The following is a 15,446-nucleotide window of genomic DNA, read 5'->3' as shown; positions in this document are numbered from 1 at the left end:
ATGGGTTGATCAGGTCCACCATGCGCACCCTGGTGACGACGCTGGCCAACAGCTTCATTCTCGACTCCCTGGATGCACCGGAGCCCGCACCCTGGGTTTACACCACCGCCATCCAGTCCTCGGCTGATCTGGTGTCTTCCCTCACCGGCATTGCCTGCCTCACCCGGGAACTCGGTTTCAATCGCGATCCTGAGACGCTGTATGCGGAGGACGGCCGTAGCGCCAGTTATCATGTGGATCACGAGAAACTGGCCATGGCGCTCACCGTGGATTGCAATCCGGTGCGCCAGACCGTTTCCCTTGCCCTCAGCGGTCTGCGCTGCGACGAGACCTACCGCTGGTTTCAGCGGGTCGAGACTGCTCTCTTCGGCGCCTGCTGATCGGATGGTGCGCCGTCGTCTCGCCTCCCTGGTCTGCCTCCCCGTGCTGTTGGGGGCCAAACCGGCGCGGGCCATTGAAGACGTCATCCTGCAGGTGCCCCTGCTGGATTTCGATTTCACCGTGCGGCTCAGTGAGCTGGAGAATCCGGAAACGCTCTGGCAGGGCTCCAGCGATCTGGCGGAACTGAACCGTGCCAGCCGCGGTGTGGTGGGGCGGCACCTGCGCGAGATCTTCGACAAACCCTTGCCGGTGCAGACCCGCCAGGTGGTCAGCCAGGCCGTCGGGACACCCCTGCTGGAGCAGGTGATTCTGGCGGTCTCCGCCCTTGGTCATGTCCAGGGCCTGCCTCCCGATCCCACCGGCCAGGACCTCAACGTCGTCCTGAATGCGGCCAGCCGTACGGGGGAACTCACCCTCTACACCGTCCTGCGGGCCATCCCGGGCCAGTCGGTCACCGTCGATCTGCCCCGGGCGCTCATGGACCTCCAGCGCATCGCCGCCCAACAGCGGCTGGCCACCGCCCTGGTCGACAGCCGTCCGCCGGTTTCGGTGAGCCCCTCACTGAGTTCCCCGGGGCCGCGCCCGGTCAGGCGGCGGGTGATGGAGGTGCCCACCCGCCATCGCCCGCTCCCGCTCGAGGTGGTGATGCTGGAGCCTGAGGGGGAGGGGGAGGGCCGCCTTGTGGTCATCTCCCACGGTCTCTGGGACAGCCCCGAGAGCTTCGAAGGCTGGGCCGCCCATCTGGCCAGCCATGGCTTCCGGGTGGCGCTGCCCCTCCATCCCGGCAGCGACGCCGTCCAGCAGCGGGCCATGCTCTCCGGCGAGACCTCACCGCCCGCTCCCGAAGAGCTCCGCCTGCGGCCCCTGGATGTCTCCGCGGTGATCGATGCCCTCAAGGCACGCTCGGTGGTGGTGATCGGCCATTCCTGGGGAGCCACGACAGCCCTGCAGCTGGCCGGCACCGCCCCGAGTTCCCGAAGGCTGATCGAGCGCTGTGGGGATCGCACCGATCCCGAGCGCAACCTCAGCTGGGTGTTGCAGTGCAGTTTCCTTGGTTCGGCGGACCGTGCCGGCCTGGCGGATCAGCGGGTGCTTGCGGTGGCGGCGGTCAGCACCCCCCTGCGGCTCCTGTTCGATTACGGCTCGCTCCAGACCATGCATGCCCGCGCCCTGCTGGTGAGCGGCAGCCGCGACTGGGTGGTCACCCCCGATCCCGAGGCCATGCAGGTGCAGACCGTGGCGAGCGCCCAGGGTCATCAACTGGTCGTGGCCAAGGGTGGGGACCACTTCAATCTGCGCGGTCCGGCGGGGGGGAACGGCGGCCCCCTGCGGGCTCTGCTGCTGGCCTGGGTTCAGACCGCCTTTGCGGCCGGCGATCGCAGCAGGCCCTCGCTCCAGGCTCCGCCGCTGCTGGCCCCCCAGGGCTGGGGCAGCTCTGAGCTGCCCCTGGTGGCAGCTCCCTGAGGCGTCAGGGAGCGCTGGACACGGCGGCCTCGTCAACCTCGCTAGCGGCGAAGTGGGGATTGCTTTCGGGCATCCAGTAGCTGAGTTCGTTATGCCAGTACAGCCGGCCGGGCACCTGGGAGGAACTCAGGGTGGTGTTGGCCATGGACGAGAGCAGCTGGCCCATCTCGATCGGTGAGAGGTCGGTCTGCACGTCATCACCGGCGATCTTCAGCAGGCCCGGCAGTTCGCCCAGCATGCTGGGCTGGATCAGCTTGCGGAAGACCTGGGCGAGCACCAGTTTCTGGCGCTCCATCCGTCCCAGATCACCCATCTCGTCGTGGCGGAAGCGCAGGAAACCTTCCAGGGCCTCACCCTTGAGAACCTGGGGGCCGGGGTAGAGGTCGATGTAGAGCCCCTGGGCGTTGTCGACGTAGTACATCCGCTTGGGCACGTCGACCTCGACGCCGCCGAGGGCATCGGCCAGGCGCTCCACGGCCCTCAGGTTCACCCGCACGTAGCGATCGACCGGGGTGTTCAGCAGCCGGCCCACCTCATCCTTCACCGCGTCCACGCCGCCGAAGGCATACAGGGCATTCGCTTTCAGCACCCCGAGCTGCTCAGATTCCACGAAGGTGTCCCGGGGCACCTGGAGCAGCTGGGTGGCGCCATCCTTCACCTGCACGGTGAACATCACGTCGGTGTTGTCACTGACCCGGTCGGTGCCCATCACCAGGACCCGCCGCTGGCCCATGGCGAAGGGATTCACGATGGCGGCCAACCGTTCCTGCGGCGCCCGGACGATCCCCGCCAGGGTGTGGCCCACCAGGTGGGGGAGGGGCCCCGCCAGGCCATAGCCGCAGGCGATGCCCAGGGCGAAGGGCAGCCAGGGCAGGCCGCGTGAGCGGCTGCGCGCCGGCAGCTCGTGGCGCTGGGTGCGCTGGGCCTGCTCCGCGGGCTGGTGCTGGTGCCGGCCGCCCAGAACGGACACCGACCGGGCCTGGGCCGCGCGCAGGGCCGTCCGTTCGGCACGGCCCAGGGAGCTGCGACGGGGCGGAACCGGTTGGGCCTGGGTCATGGGGGCTCCTGACCGGCGCACCTTAAGGGCCGTTCCCGGCCGGCACCAGGGTCAGCCGGCCACTACGCGGATCTGGCGGGCTGCCGCGTCGGCCCGGGCCCGCGCCTGGGCTTCATCGGCGCCGCGCGCCAGCGCCACCCCCATGCGCCGGTGCGGGCGGGCGTCAGGCTTGCCGAAGAGCAGCACCTGGGTGTCCGGTGTGCCCAGGGCCTCGGCCACCCCCTCGAAGCGCACCTGCTCGAGGCTCTGCTCGGCCAGGATCACCCGGCTGGCGGCGGGACCCACGCTGCGGATCGCCGGAATCGGCAGGCCGAGCACGGCCCTGAGGTGCAGTTCGAATTCACTCAGGTTCTGGCCCATCAGCGTGACCAGCCCGGTGTCATGGGGGCGGGGCGACAGCTCCGAGAACACCACCTCCAGCGCGCCGCCCTGGCCGGCGGCTGCCGTCCCCTCGGGTCGGCGGCAGAGGAAGAACTCCACACCGAACAGGCCGGCTCCGCCGAGCTCATCGGTGACGGCCCGCGCCATCGCCTGGGCCTGGTCCAGGGCGGCAGCGTCCAGGGCGGCCGGCTGCCAGCTGCACTGGTAGTCCCCCCGTTCCTGGATGTGGCCGATCGGAGGGCAGAACAGGGTGGGCCCCTCCCACTGCCTCACGGTCAGGAGCGTGATCTCCAGGTCGAAGTGCAGGAACTCCTCGACGATCACGCGGGTGCCGGTGCCGCGGGCCCCCGCCTGGGCGGCGTCCCAGGCGGCCTGGATGTCCTCCGGGCCGCGCACCACCGACTGACCTTTGCCCGAGGAACTCATCACGGGTTTGACCACCACCGGCCAGCCCAGCGGTGCGGCGGCCTCGGCGAGGGCCTCAGCGCTCTCCGCGTAGGCGAAGCGGGCCGTGCGCAGGCCGAGCGTCGTGGCGGCCAGATCCCGGATCCGGTCACGGTTCATGGTCACTGCCGTGGCCCGGGCCGTGGGAATCACGGTGATGCCCTTGGCCTCGAGATCAGCGAGGGCGTCGACGGCCAGGGCCTCGATCTCCGGGATCACCAGGTCCGGCTGATGGGCCCGCACCACGGCCTTGAGGGCCTCCGGATCGGTCATGGGCAGCACCTCGGACCGGTCCGCCACCTGCATCGCCGGAGCACCGCCGTAACGGTCCACCGCGATCACACGGCAACCCAGGCGCTGGGCCGCAATGGCCACCTCCTTCCCCAACTCCCCACTGCCCAGCAGCATCACCGTGCGGGGAAACGAGCTGGTCATCGGCAGGCGGAGGCAGAGCCGTCGATCCTGCCGCACCCCCCACCGGCCTGGACACCTGCTAGAGAAGCTCCTGCGGCGGCGGGAGCCATGGGCAGCCTGATCGGATGGAGCACGGCAGGGGATGCCGCCGATGGTCTGCTGTTCGGCTGGGACATCGCCACCCTGCAGAACGGTGCCCTGATCTATCTGGGGCTCTCGTCCCTGGCCTTCGTGGTGGTGTGGGTGGTGGGTTATCTGCGCCGCCGCTGAGCCCGCTGACCCGGGTTGGCGCCCGTGGGCCTCAACCGGGTTCCGTGCCGCTCAGCAGGGTCAGCTGACGCACCGGCGATTCCTCGCTCACGAAGCCGTAGGCCTCGAAGACGGCCGGATCGGGATGGGTGATCCGCTGACCCTCGGAGCTCAGTTCCAGCTCAAAGCCCTCCACGGCCATGCGGCGCATCAGGGCGGCCGCCTCCTCGAAGCGTGCGGCCATGGCCTCCAGGCTGGCGCAGTCGGCCGTGAGGCCGGTTTCCTTCCAGGTGAAGTAGGCCATCGGGCAGACGAGGGGGTGGGTGGATCAGGGGAGCAGCACCAGCCCCACCACCACCAGTAGCAGGCTCACGCCCCAGAAGCGGATCACCACCTGCTCCTCACCCAGGCCGCCCAGTTCGAAGTGATGGTGCAGCGGGGCCATCCGGAACAGGCGGCGGCCCTGGCCGTCGCTCCCCTTGGTCGCCTTGAACACCCACACCTGCAGGATCACCGACAGGGATTCCGCCAGGAACACCCCGCCCATCAGCAGCAGGGGCCAGAAACTGTTGGAGAGCAGGGCGACGGCACTGAGGGCGGCCCCCATCGCCAGGGAACCGGTGTCGCCCATGAACAGCCGAGCCGGATGGCGGTTGTGGGCCAGGAACCCCAGCCAGCAGCCCGCCATGGCCGCGCAGAAGCCGGCCAGGGCCGGGTCGCCTTCGTTGCCGCGCAGCATCAGTTGCAGGCCCAGCCCGGTGAACACCACGGCGCCGCAGCCGGCCGCCAGACCGTCGAGGCCATCGGTGAGGTTGGTGGCGTTGCTCTCCGCCAGGAAGACGAACAGGGCCAGGGGCCAGATCAGCAGGCCCAGGGGCAGCAGCCAGCCCAGGGGCAGGGCCACGGTGCCGGCTTCCTCCACCCCCAGGACCTGGGCCTGGTGGGTCCAGAGCAGGAACAGCACGGCGGCACCCGCCTGCAGCAGCAGCTTGCCCCGGGGAGTCAGACCGGTGTTGGTGTGCCGCCTCAGGCTGCGCCAGTCGTCGATGGCACCGATCGCCATGTAGGCCAGGGTGATGGCGGCGACAGCCACCAGCCGGGGATCGGCCGGACTGACCAGCCCTCCCACGATCACGCCGACCGGAACCACCAGCAGGCCGCCCATCGTGGGGGTACCGGCCTTGCTGAGGTGGGCCTGGGGCCCATCCTCCCGGATCACCTGGCCGAGCTTGAGCGAACGCAGCCGCGGCACGCCCCAGCCGGTGACCGCGGTCGCCACCAGGGTGGCGACCAGGAACGGCCAGCTGAGCATCGAGTTGGCGATGAACCGATCGCTGGCCAGGCAGGCCGCCAGCAGCAGCAAGCCCAGCAACAGCGCCGCTTGGCGGCTGTTGCTGGGCCAGGGGAAGGGGAAGCGGGTCAACAGGGGGGTGGGCCGGTGGGGTGGGCCCAGTTTCCCTTGCCTCAGTCCTCCCAGTCCTCTTCCTGCTGCTCGTCGGCCTGGTTGTAGTCCTCCTTTTCTCCCATCAGGGCGGAGAGCTCCTCCTCTTCGACCGTGCTCACTTCGGTGGCGGCGGTCTCCTCATCGGCCACCAGCCGGCCGCTGGCCTCCAGCCAGCTGAGCAGGTCCGGCTCGTCCCGCAGGGGCAGCACCGGAGCGGGCTCCGCGCGGCCGTAGCGGGTCAGCGACGGATTGATGCTGTCGAGACGACTGAGGCTGGAGGGGGAGAGATTGCTCATACGATCCGACGTCCGTTCAGGCTGGCGATGGAGTTCAGGCTGGGCGCAACGGGCCGCAACCCACGCGGGTCACGGGTTGGGAGCGGGCGGGTTCGGGAGGCCGGGCCCACAGGCGCCAATCCGCCACCATAGCTGCGACACTGCCGCCCCCGCATGCCTCCCCAGCCCCCCTTCGCCAAGCCGCGGGCCGTGCTGCGGCTGTGGGTCCTGGCCCTGGCCCTGAGCATGGCGCTGGCAGCGGCCGGGCAGCGCTGGCCCCAGCCGCTGGTGCCCGACCCCCGCTGGCTCGTTGCCCTGGTGCTCGGCGTCCCCCTGCTGGTGGGTCTTGCTCTGCTGGGGCGCTGGCCGCTGCCCGCAGCGACGGGGTCACCGGCGGTGGCGGGCCGCAGGGGAGAATCGGTCGACTGAGCGCATGGAGACGCGTTGATGGGCCGGGCCAAGAAGGCAGTGCTGGCGTATTCCGGCGGGGTGGATACAAGCGTCTGCATCCCCTACCTCAAGAACGAGTGGGGCGTGGAGGAGGTGATCACCTTTGCGGCTGACCTCGGCCAGGGCGATGAACTCGAGCCGATCCGCCAGAAGGCGCTGGATTCCGGAGCCTCCCAGTCGCTGGTGGGCGATCTGATCGAACCCTTCATCACCGAGTTCGCCTTCCCGGCCATCAGGGCCAACGCCCTCTATGAGGGCCGCTATCCCCTCTCGACCGCCCTGGCGCGCCCGTTGATCGCCCGCAGGCTCGTGGAGATCGCCCGGGAGGTGGGCGCCGACGCCGTGGCCCATGGCTGCACCGGCAAGGGCAATGACCAGGTGCGTTTCGACGTGGCCATCGGTGCCCTGGCACCGGAGCTCAAGGTGCTGACTCCAGCCCGGGAATGGGGGATGAGCCGGGAGGAGACCATCGCCTACGGCGAGCGCTGCGGCATTCCCTCCCCGGTCAGCAAGGCCTCCCCCTATTCGATTGATCTGAATCTGCTGGGTCGCTCGATCGAGGCCGGTCCGCTGGAGGATCCCGACGTGGAGCCCCCGGAGGAGATCTATGCCATGACCCGTTCGGTGGCGGAGGCCCCCGCCGAACCCCAGACCGTTGTGATCGGCTTCGAGCAGGGCCGGCCTGTCTCCATCGACGGCGTCCGCCTGGATCCGGTGACCCTGATCCGCACGGCCAACAGCCTGGCCGGCCGCCATGGGTTCGGACGGCTGGACATGATCGAGAACCGGGTGGTGGGCATCAAGAGCCGCGAGATCTACGAGACCCCGGGCCTGCTGATGCTGATCCGGGCCCATCAGGAGCTCGAGAGCCTCACCCTGGCGGCCGACGTGCTGCGCACGAAGCGCCAGCTCGAGCAGCAGTGGGCCGATCTGGTGTACCAGGGCCTCTGGTTCGGTCCCCTCAAGGATGCCCTCGATGGCTTCATCGACCGGACCCAGCCGGTGGTGAACGGCGAGGTGCGCGTCAAGCTGCACAAGGGCAACGCCACGGTGGTGGGTCGAAGCAGCCGCTCCAACAGCCTCTACGTGCCCGACATGGCCACCTATGGCGCCGAGGACCGGTTCGACCACCGGGCGGCCGAGGGGTTCATCTATGTCTGGGGCCTGCCCACCCGGCTCTGGGCCGCCAGCCGCCGCGGCTGAGTCTCCGCCTCAGGTCTCAGGGTCAGGTCCAGGCTGCCAGGCTGTTCAGGCGACGCCGCTGTCCTCCAGACCGAAGGCATGGCGCAGGGCGGCACCCAGCCTGGGCCGGGCGGCTCGGCCGTTCAGCCCATCGGCGGAAGCTCCGGCAGGGGCGAGCTGATGAAGGTTGTCCCGCAGGCTGCTGTTCTGCTCCAGCAGGCGCTGGCGCTGCTGGAGCATGGGCCCGACGCGCTCCTGGAACTTCTGCTCGAACAACTGGGGCAGGGTCTCCATCAGCGAGCGGAGCGAGGCCAGTTCCTCATGGGTGTGGGCCAGCTGCTGCCGCAGGGCGGCGAGCCTCTCGATACCAGGCTCCGCTCCCGCAACCCGTCTCGCGGGATCTGGAAGCGGAGCCTGGGGACTGTCAGGGACAGTGCCGTGGGCCGCCCGTGCGGGCATCCCGGTGGGCCGCATCGCCGGGGGCAGGTTGTCGGGGTGCAGCGGGAAGCTGCCCTGTGCTGGGGGAACCATGCTCATTGGCGGAACCTAGGCCGATCCCCCTCGGATGACAAGCAGGGCGGCTGGGCGCCGGCAGCCTGGTGCCTCAGCCCTCAGACGCCAGCGGGCTCGCCGGCGGGAGCTTCGCTCACGGCGCCCGGAACGGCGCGGGGGGCGGGCATGGGGCCGTCCTGCTTGACGGTGAGATAGCGGATCACATCCTCGGACAGGCGCATGGCCCGCTCCAGGGGGGCCACCTGCTGGCCGTCACCGTTGTGGTTCAGCTGGACGTAGATGCCTTCGCGGTGCTTGTCGATGGGGTAGGCCAGGCGACGCTTGCCGCGCATCTGACAATCCAGCACGTCGCCGCCGGCCTCGCTGACCAGGTCGCGGTACTTGTTGACGTGGGTCTCCACCTCTTCTTCCGGAATGTCCGGACGAAGGATGTACATCGTCTCGTAATAGGGCTGCGTCATGGGGTCGCCTGTCGGAAAAGGCCTCGGGGGCCGGGTGGAGGGCGTTGGCCGATGGACCGGGGGACCATCAGCGACGGATTGACCAACCTATCGCAGCAGTGTCGACCCTCAGTACAGCTGCATCCGCACGGCCTGGGAGATGGCCGGCAGATCGGCCTCCTCGCCCCGCAGGCTCTGCACCACCCCGAACAGCACCAGCACCAGGGCCCCGAGGAAGACCGTGTTGCTGAGGGTTCGCACGGCGAAGCCTGCCCCCAGGGGAGCCAGCAGGATGTTGAAGGCCAGGGCCAGCAGCACCAGCACGATGTCGACCAGAATCGCCTGCAGCACGCTGAAGCGGATCAGGTAGGGCACCCGGGCGTTGCGCACCACCGCCAGGAACAGCACCAGGAACAGCAGGAACCCGCCGAAGGGCACCGCCTGCTGCACCAGCGCCACGGGCAGGGCCGGCAGGGTCAGCCACTGCAGCATGGGGAAGAGCTGGAAGAGCGACCGTCCGAAGCTCACCGCATCCGCCCACGGCAGGAGGTAGGCCAGGGCCGCCAGCAGTCGTTGCCAGATCGGGGCGCCTTGCATGGCTGATGGGGAACGGGTCCGTGAAGGCTAGGCAGCCCCACGCCCGTCCTCGCCGGCCAGGCAGCGCTCCGCCGCCTGGCGCATGGCGTCCACCGGCACCGTCTGCTGCCCGGTCCAGAGGCGCAGGGCGGCAGCGCCCTGCTGCACGAGCATCTCCAGGCCGTCGATCACCCGGCACCCCTGGGCCGCGCTGGCCCGCAGCAGGGCGCTGGGACGGGGGGTGTAGATCAGGTCGTAGACCGTGCTGCCTGGGCTGAGGGCCCGAAGGGCTTCAGGGTCCAGGGGCGAGGCCTGCGCAGCGCCCGGGTCCCGGGGTGAGGCCATCCCCACGGGGGTGGTGTTCACCACCAGCTCGCTCTCGCGGAGCACCCCGGGCAGCTGGGTCCAGGGGATCACCTGCAGCTGCGGCGCCCAGGAGCGGCAGCCGTCGGCGAAGGAGAGCAGCGATCCGGAGCTGCGCCCGGCCACCAGGATCGCCCTGCAGCCCAGCTCCACCAGCCCCGCCACCACGGCCCGGGCGCTCCCGCCGCAGCCCAGCACCACGGCCCGGCAGCCGCTCCAGTCGCGTCCCCCGCTGCGGAGGGGGGCCAGGAAGCCCTCCACATCGGTGTTGGTGCCCAGCCAGCCCTCGCGTTCCCGCCGCTGCAGCGTGTTGACGGCGCCCACCCGGGCGGCCAGCGGGCTGAGCTCACGGCAGAGCGGGGCGACGGCCTGTTTGTGAGGGAGGGTCACGTTCAGGCCGCGGCAGTCCATCGCCTCCAGGGCCTGCACCACCTGCGGCAGCTGGTCCGCCGGGGCCGGCAGCGCCAGATAGACCCAGTCCAGGCCGAGTTCCTGCAGGGCGGCGTTGTGCATGGCCGGCGAGAGCGAGTGCCGCACCGGATCCCCCAGGACCCCCACCAGGGCGGTGTGAGCGGAGATGGAGAGGGCCATGACGGGCGATCAGGGCAGCGGCGGATCCGAACCGTAACCGCCTGTTCGGGAACCACCCCTCGCCTCGGCAAGGCCTCACTGATGAAGATGCAGGAACTCAACTTTCACCACCAAGGAGGTGGGAACCCATGGGAAAGGTCGTCGGCATTGACCTCGGCACCACGAACAGCTGCGTTGCCGTGATGGAGGGCGGCAAGCCCACGGTGATCGCCAACGCCGAAGGGTTCCGCACGACTCCCTCGGTGGTGGCCTACACCAAGAACCAGGACCAGCTGGTGGGTCAGATCGCCAAGCGCCAGGCGGTCATGAACCCCGAGAACACCTTCTACTCGGTGAAGCGCTTCATCGGTCGCCGCGTCGATGAGGTGAACGAGGAATCCAAGGAGGTCAGCTACGGCGTGGAGAAGGCCGGCGCCAACGTCAAGGTGAAGTGCCCGGTGCTGAACAAGCAGTTCGCCCCCGAGGAGGTGAGCGCCCAGGTGCTGCGCAAGCTGGCCGAGGACGCCGGCAAGTACCTCGGTGAGACCGTCACCCAGGCGGTGATCACCGTGCCTGCCTACTTCAACGACTCCCAGCGCCAGGCCACCAAGGACGCCGGCAAGATCGCCGGCCTCGAGGTGCTGCGGATCATCAACGAGCCGACCGCCGCGGCCCTGGCCTACGGTCTCGACAAGAAGAGCAACGAGCGGATCCTGGTCTTCGACCTGGGCGGCGGCACCTTCGACGTGTCGGTGCTCGAGGTGGGCGACGGTGTGTTCGAGGTGCTCTCCACCTCCGGCGACACCCACCTGGGCGGGGATGACTTCGACAAGGTGATCGTCGACTATCTGGCCGACAGCTTCAAGGGCAACGAGGGCATCGACCTGCGCCAGGACAAGCAGGCCCTGCAGCGCCTCACCGAGGCGGCCGAGAAGGCCAAGATCGAGCTCTCCAGTGCCACCCAGAGCGAAATCAACCTGCCGTTCATCACGGCCACACCCGAGGGACCGAAGCACCTCGATCTCACCCTCACCCGGGCCAAGTTCGAGGAGCTGGCCAGCAAGCTGATCGACCGCTGCCGCGTGCCGGTGGAGCAGGCCCTCAAGGACGCCAAGCTGTCGGCCGCCGAGCTGGACGAGGTGGTGATGGTGGGTGGTTCCACCCGCATCCCGGCCGTTCTCGAGCTGGTCAAGCGGGTCACGGGCAAGGATCCGAACCAGACCGTCAACCCCGATGAGGTGGTGGCGGTGGGTGCCGCGATTCAGGGCGGTGTGCTCGCCGGTGAGGTGAAGGACATCCTCCTGCTCGACGTCACGCCGCTCTCCCTCGGCGTGGAGACCCTCGGCGGCGTGATGACCAAGATGATCCCCCGCAACACCACCATCCCCACCAAGAAATCCGAGGTGTACTCCACTGCGGTGGATGGTCAGACGAACGTGGAGATCCACGTGCTGCAGGGTGAGCGTGAGATGGCCAGTGACAACAAGTCGCTGGGCACCTTCCGTCTCGACGGCATCCCGCCGGCCCCCCGCGGCGTGCCCCAGATCGAGGTCACCTTCGACATCGACGCCAACGGCATCCTCAGCGTGACCGCCAAGGACAAGGGCAGCGGCAAGGAGCAGAGCATCTCGATCACCGGCGCCTCCACCCTCAGTGAGAACGAGGTGGAGAAGATGGTCAAGGAGGCCGAGAGCAATGCCGCCTCCGACAAGGAGAAGCGGGAGCGCATCGACCTCAAGAACCAGGCCGAGACCCTGATCTACCAGGCCGAGAAGCAGCTGGGCGAGCTCGGCGACAAGGTGGGCGCCGAGGACAAGGCGAAGGTCGAGGAGTCCAGCAAGAAGCTCAAGGAGGCCGTTGAGAAGGAGGACTTCGCCACGATGAAGTCGGAGCTCGAAACCCTCCAGCAGGCTCTCTATGCCGCCGGTGCGGCGGTCTACCAGCAGGCCGCCGGTGCCGAGGCCGCAGCGGCCGGTGGCAACGGCGCCGGCCCCGACTCCGCGGGCTCAGCCGCCAGCGACGATGTGATCGACGCCGAGTTCACCGAGAGCAAGTGAACCCCGGCCGGTGACGGCCCTGAACTCCGTTCCAATCGCCCCGGCTTCGGCTGGGGCGTTTTCATGGGGTCTCCCGGTAGGGTCCGGCCAGCGGGAGACCCTCCGCCCGTCCCTTTCCGCGTGCCGATGGCTTCGCCCAGCTCCCGTCTGGCTCTGGTGACCGGCGCCTCCTCCGGCATCGGCGCGGCCACGGTTCATCAGCTGCTCGCAGGGGGTTGGCGGGTTGTGGCCGCCGCCCGGCGGGTTGAGGCCATGGAGGCCCTGGCGGCTGCGGGGGCCGCCGTCATGCCGCTCGATGTGGCGGATGCCGCCTCGCGGCAGGCGCTGGTGGAGCAGGTTCTGGCCCGGGAGGGACCGATCGAGGCGTTGGTCAACAATGCCGGCTACGGCCATATCGGGCCGATGGAAACCGTGGACCTCGCCGATGCCCGGGCGATGTTCGAGGTCAACCTGTTCGGCCTGATGGGCCTGACCCAGCTGGTGCTTCCCTCCATGCGGGAGCGTGGCCGTGGCCGTGTCGTGAACGTCTCCTCGATGGCCGGTGAGGTGGTGACGCCGGGTGCGGGCTGGTATGGCGCCAGCAAGTTCGCCCTGGAGGGGCTCAGCGATGCCCTGCGCCTGGAGCTGCAGCCGTTCGGGATCCAGGTGGTCGTGATTCAGCCGGGCCTGATCCGCACCGCCTTCGCCGAGGTCACGGCTCCCTCGATGGAGGCCAATCTGGGATCAGCGGTGTATGGCCCCATGATGCGGCGGGTCGCCGCCGCCTGGGAGCGGGTGTACCGCCGGGCCTCGGAACCGGAGCTGGTGGCGCGCACGATTGGCAGGGCCCTCGAGGAACCCACCCCTGAGGCCCGTTATGCCTGTGGCCACCAGGCAGCCGTCTCGATGGTCGCCCATCGGCTGATGCCGACGCGGCTGTGGGATGCCCTGCTCCGACGCGAAATGACCTGAGCTGGCCCGGCCGACCCGTGGGCTACTGGGCGATCTGGGCCACGGCCGCCTTGGATTTCTCGATCACCGACGCGGGCATGGTCACGTAGCCGAGTTCAGGCGCCAGGGCCTGGTTGGGTTCGGAGAGCATGGTGTTGAAGACCTTCTGCAGCAGCTCGGTCTTCTCGCCGTTGCCGCTCTGGTAGGCCAGGATCCAGGTGAAGGTGACGATCGGGTAGCCCTTGGCGGGATTGGGGTCGCCACCGATCAGGTCCGGCCCGAGATCGATCGCGCCGAGCGCCTCGCTTTCGCTTTCATTCGTGGGCTTGACGCTCTCGCCGGAGGCGTTCTCCAGGGCCGCGGCCTGCAGCGGGTCCTTCACATAGGCCACCTCCACGTAGCCCAGACCGCCATCCACCTGGCCGAGCTGGGCCGCCACACCCTCATTGCCCTTGGCACCGATGCCGGTGGGCCAGTTCACGGCCTTGTCGGCGCCCGGCCCGGATTTCCATTCGGGGCTGATCGCGGCCAGGTGCTTGGTGAAGTTGTAGGTGGTGCCGGAACCATCGGAGCGGTGCACGATGGTGATCTTCTTGTCGTCGCAGCCCAGCTCCTTGAAGTTGGTGATCTTGCCGAGGAAGACATCGGCCAGCTGCTTCTGGCTGAGCTTCAGCTCACAGCCCGGATTGTTGTAGGCCACGGCGATCGCGCCGGCCGTCATCGGGATCTGCAGGACGCCGCGAGCCACCTTGGCGATCTCCTCGTCCTTCATCGGCTTGTCCGAGGCACCGAAGTCCACCGTGCCGGCGATGAACTGACGCACGCCGGCGCCGGATCCCACCGACTGGTAGTTCACATTGATGCCGTCCCCGCTCATGTCCTTGAACCAGCGCTGGTAGATCGCTGCCGGGAACGAGGCTCCAGCGCCGCTGAGGGTGCCGGTCGGGCCATCCCCGCTGCTGCCGCCACCGCAGGCGGCGAGCGAGAGGGTGAGGCCCGAGAGCGTGAGGGCGGCGGTCGTGCGGCGCAGTCGGCCGGAGAGCAGCGTCATGAAAGTGGTGGCGGTGGAGGGAGGTAACGACGTCACCACCTCGACCGTACGCAAGCGCGCGGCCTGTTGCGATAACCGGTTCTTAATGCTCGATCGCCCTGTGCTCCACCTGCTCCAGCACCCACTGCGCCGAGGCCGGTGCCAGCAGGACACCGTTGCGGTAGTGACCGCTGGCCAGCAGCAACCCCGGTTCCAGCTCCTCCAGCAGGGGGGCCGGTCGGCCGACCGGATGGCAGCGGGCACCCTGCCACTGCCCTCGCACCGTGGCGTCCTGCAGCCAGCTCAGCTCGGCTCCGGCCCAGCCGCGCAGCTCGGCCAGCCTGCTCGGGTCGGCGCGGTCGCCAGGCTCCAGGGTGGCCCCCAGCCACAGGCGCCGCCCTCCAGCCAGGTCGGGCCGAGGCACCACGTTCTGGCCGCGCCACACCACCACCCCGGGCCAGGTCCAGCCGGGCGGGGCGCTCAGCTCAAGTTCCAGGGCCTGCCCCAGCACCGGTTCCATCGGCAGCCTGTGGCCGAGGGCCTCCAGCAGCCCGGCGCTGGCTACACCGGCGCTGAGCACGAGCCAGGCGGCGTTGAAGCGCTCGGCCGCGCCGCCGTGAACGATCCACTGCCCGGCCGGTCCACGGCTGATCGCGGCGGCCTTGGTGGCGTGGGTGACCAGGCCGCGGTCGCGGGCATCCGCCAGCAGGGCCGCCATGGCGGCCCTCGGGTCGAGCTGGCCGTCGTGGGGCGAGTGCAGAGCACCCAGGGCGGCGGCGGGCACGGCGGGCTGCAGCGTTGCCAGGCGCTCGCGGGACCAGAACGCCAGCGGGAAGCCCCGGGCCTGGCGTTCCGCCACCAGCCGTTCCTGCCGCTCCCGTTCCTGGGGGTCGGTGGCCAGCAGGAGCAGCCCCTCCCGCCGGCTCACCGGATGGCCGCGGGCCTGCAGCTCGCCCAGCCAGTCCTGCCAGAGCTGCAGGCTGCGCTGCCGCAGGCGCCAGGCCCGGCCGCTGCCGCGGTGGAACACCTGGGCCATCAACACCCCGAGAGCGGCCACACTGCCGGACCCTTCGCTCGGAGGGCCCTCCAGGGCCGGATCCACCAACGCCACCGGATGGCCCTGGCGCTGCAGCAGCCAGGCGCAGCAGAGGCCCACGATGCCCGCCCCGACCACCACCACGGGCTGGGAGCGGGCCACCGCGGGCCTCAAGGGTTCTGCCGGGAGG

Annotated in this window: 17 protein-coding genes and 1 pseudogene; 7 read left to right on the top strand and 11 right to left on the bottom strand. The window is 69.6% G+C overall.

Annotation, left to right across the window (positions count from 1 at the left end):
- Positions 1–20: 20 nt before the first annotated feature.
- Entirely contained in the window at positions 21–380 is a 360-nt protein-coding gene (locus tag ACLNEE_RS12700; protein WP_412007192.1) for a hypothetical protein, read from the top strand.
- A gap of 4 nt (positions 381–384) precedes the next feature.
- The gene (locus tag ACLNEE_RS12695; RefSeq protein WP_411422967.1) at positions 385–1,845 is read left to right on the top strand and encodes an alpha/beta fold hydrolase; all 1,461 of its coding nucleotides are present in this window, start codon (positions 385–387) and stop codon (positions 1,843–1,845) included.
- 4 nt (positions 1,846–1,849) lie between these two features.
- Here ACLNEE_RS12695 and ACLNEE_RS12690 read toward each other — a convergent pair whose 3' ends face one another.
- Both ACLNEE_RS12690 and purT read right to left on the bottom strand, forming a co-directional pair.
- Positions 1,850–2,902 carry an LCP family protein gene (locus tag ACLNEE_RS12690; protein ID WP_411422968.1) on the bottom strand — a complete coding sequence of 351 codons (1,053 nt, stop codon included), beginning with the start codon at positions 2,900–2,902 and terminating at the stop codon, positions 1,850–1,852.
- A gap of 51 nt (positions 2,903–2,953) precedes the next feature.
- Positions 2,954–4,162, bottom strand: coding sequence for a formate-dependent phosphoribosylglycinamide formyltransferase (gene purT, locus ACLNEE_RS12685; RefSeq protein WP_411422969.1), 1,209 nt, complete (start codon positions 4,160–4,162; stop codon positions 2,954–2,956).
- A gap of 87 nt (positions 4,163–4,249) precedes the next feature.
- On the opposite strand from purT, the gene ACLNEE_RS12680 reads away from it, so the two are divergent.
- Complete coding sequence (locus ACLNEE_RS12680; protein WP_411422970.1) at positions 4,250–4,411, top strand: hypothetical protein; 162 nt, start codon at positions 4,250–4,252, stop codon at positions 4,409–4,411.
- 31 nt (positions 4,412–4,442) lie between these two features.
- Here ACLNEE_RS12680 and ACLNEE_RS12675 read toward each other — a convergent pair whose 3' ends face one another.
- The 3 genes from ACLNEE_RS12675 to ACLNEE_RS12665 are packed head-to-tail and all read right to left on the bottom strand — an operon-like array spanning position 4,443 to position 6,130.
- Entirely contained in the window at positions 4,443–4,694 is a 252-nt protein-coding gene (locus ACLNEE_RS12675) for a hypothetical protein (RefSeq protein WP_411422971.1), read from the bottom strand.
- Positions 4,695–4,718: 24 nt separating this feature from the next.
- Positions 4,719–5,813, bottom strand: a complete 1,095-nt coding sequence (gene mraY / locus ACLNEE_RS12670; protein ID WP_411422972.1) for a phospho-N-acetylmuramoyl-pentapeptide-transferase — start codon at positions 5,811–5,813, stop codon at positions 4,719–4,721.
- Between the two features lie 41 nt (positions 5,814–5,854).
- Complete coding sequence (locus tag ACLNEE_RS12665; protein WP_411422973.1) at positions 5,855–6,130, bottom strand: DUF3134 family protein; 276 nt, start codon at positions 6,128–6,130, stop codon at positions 5,855–5,857.
- A gap of 153 nt (positions 6,131–6,283) precedes the next feature.
- On the opposite strand from ACLNEE_RS12665, the gene ACLNEE_RS12660 reads away from it, so the two are divergent.
- Both ACLNEE_RS12660 and ACLNEE_RS12655 read left to right on the top strand, forming a co-directional pair.
- Entirely contained in the window at positions 6,284–6,538 is a 255-nt protein-coding gene (locus ACLNEE_RS12660) for a hypothetical protein (RefSeq protein WP_411422974.1), read from the top strand.
- An 18-nt stretch (positions 6,539–6,556) separates the two neighbouring features.
- Complete coding sequence (locus ACLNEE_RS12655) at positions 6,557–7,762, top strand: argininosuccinate synthase (RefSeq protein ID WP_411422975.1); 1,206 nt, start codon at positions 6,557–6,559, stop codon at positions 7,760–7,762.
- A 45-nt stretch (positions 7,763–7,807) separates the two neighbouring features.
- On the opposite strand, the gene ACLNEE_RS12650 is transcribed toward ACLNEE_RS12655, so the two are convergent.
- The 4 genes and pseudogenes from ACLNEE_RS12650 to ACLNEE_RS12635 form a co-directional block, all read right to left on the bottom strand.
- A complete protein-coding gene (locus ACLNEE_RS12650; RefSeq protein ID WP_411422976.1) occupies positions 7,808–8,272 on the bottom strand; it encodes a hypothetical protein in 465 nt (154 codons plus the stop codon).
- A gap of 80 nt (positions 8,273–8,352) precedes the next feature.
- Complete coding sequence (gene rpsF / locus ACLNEE_RS12645) at positions 8,353–8,715, bottom strand: 30S ribosomal protein S6 (protein WP_411422977.1); 363 nt, start codon at positions 8,713–8,715, stop codon at positions 8,353–8,355.
- Between the two features lie 108 nt (positions 8,716–8,823).
- Positions 8,824–9,297, bottom strand: a pseudogene (locus ACLNEE_RS12640) (Tic20 family protein); the annotation flags it as partial.
- A 21-nt stretch (positions 9,298–9,318) separates the two neighbouring features.
- Complete coding sequence (locus ACLNEE_RS12635) at positions 9,319–10,224, bottom strand: shikimate dehydrogenase (RefSeq protein ID WP_411422978.1); 906 nt, start codon at positions 10,222–10,224, stop codon at positions 9,319–9,321.
- Between the two features lie 128 nt (positions 10,225–10,352).
- Between ACLNEE_RS12635 and dnaK the strand changes: the two genes are divergently transcribed.
- Entirely contained in the window at positions 10,353–12,260 is a 1,908-nt protein-coding gene (dnaK, locus tag ACLNEE_RS12630; protein WP_411422979.1) for a molecular chaperone DnaK, read from the top strand.
- Between the two features lie 126 nt (positions 12,261–12,386).
- Positions 12,387–13,211, top strand: a complete 825-nt coding sequence (locus ACLNEE_RS12625; protein ID WP_411422980.1) for an oxidoreductase — start codon at positions 12,387–12,389, stop codon at positions 13,209–13,211.
- Positions 13,212–13,233: 22 nt separating this feature from the next.
- Here ACLNEE_RS12625 and pstS read toward each other — a convergent pair whose 3' ends face one another.
- Together pstS and ACLNEE_RS12615 are read right to left on the bottom strand one after the other, a co-directional pair.
- Positions 13,234–14,241, bottom strand: a complete 1,008-nt coding sequence (gene pstS / locus ACLNEE_RS12620) for a phosphate ABC transporter substrate-binding protein PstS (protein ID WP_412007191.1) — start codon at positions 14,239–14,241, stop codon at positions 13,234–13,236.
- Positions 14,242–14,323: 82 nt separating this feature from the next.
- Positions 14,324–15,418, bottom strand: coding sequence for an NAD(P)/FAD-dependent oxidoreductase (locus tag ACLNEE_RS12615; protein ID WP_411422982.1), 1,095 nt, complete (start codon positions 15,416–15,418; stop codon positions 14,324–14,326).
- Between the last annotated feature and the right edge of the window lie 28 nt (positions 15,419–15,446).

This window comes from Aphanothece stagnina RSMan2012 (assembly GCF_046764815.1).
Lineage (GTDB): Bacteria > Cyanobacteriota > Cyanobacteriia > PCC-6307 > Cyanobiaceae > NIES-981.
Note: the sequence above shows the minus strand (reverse complement) of the source record. Positions and strands in the feature narration are given on the sequence as shown.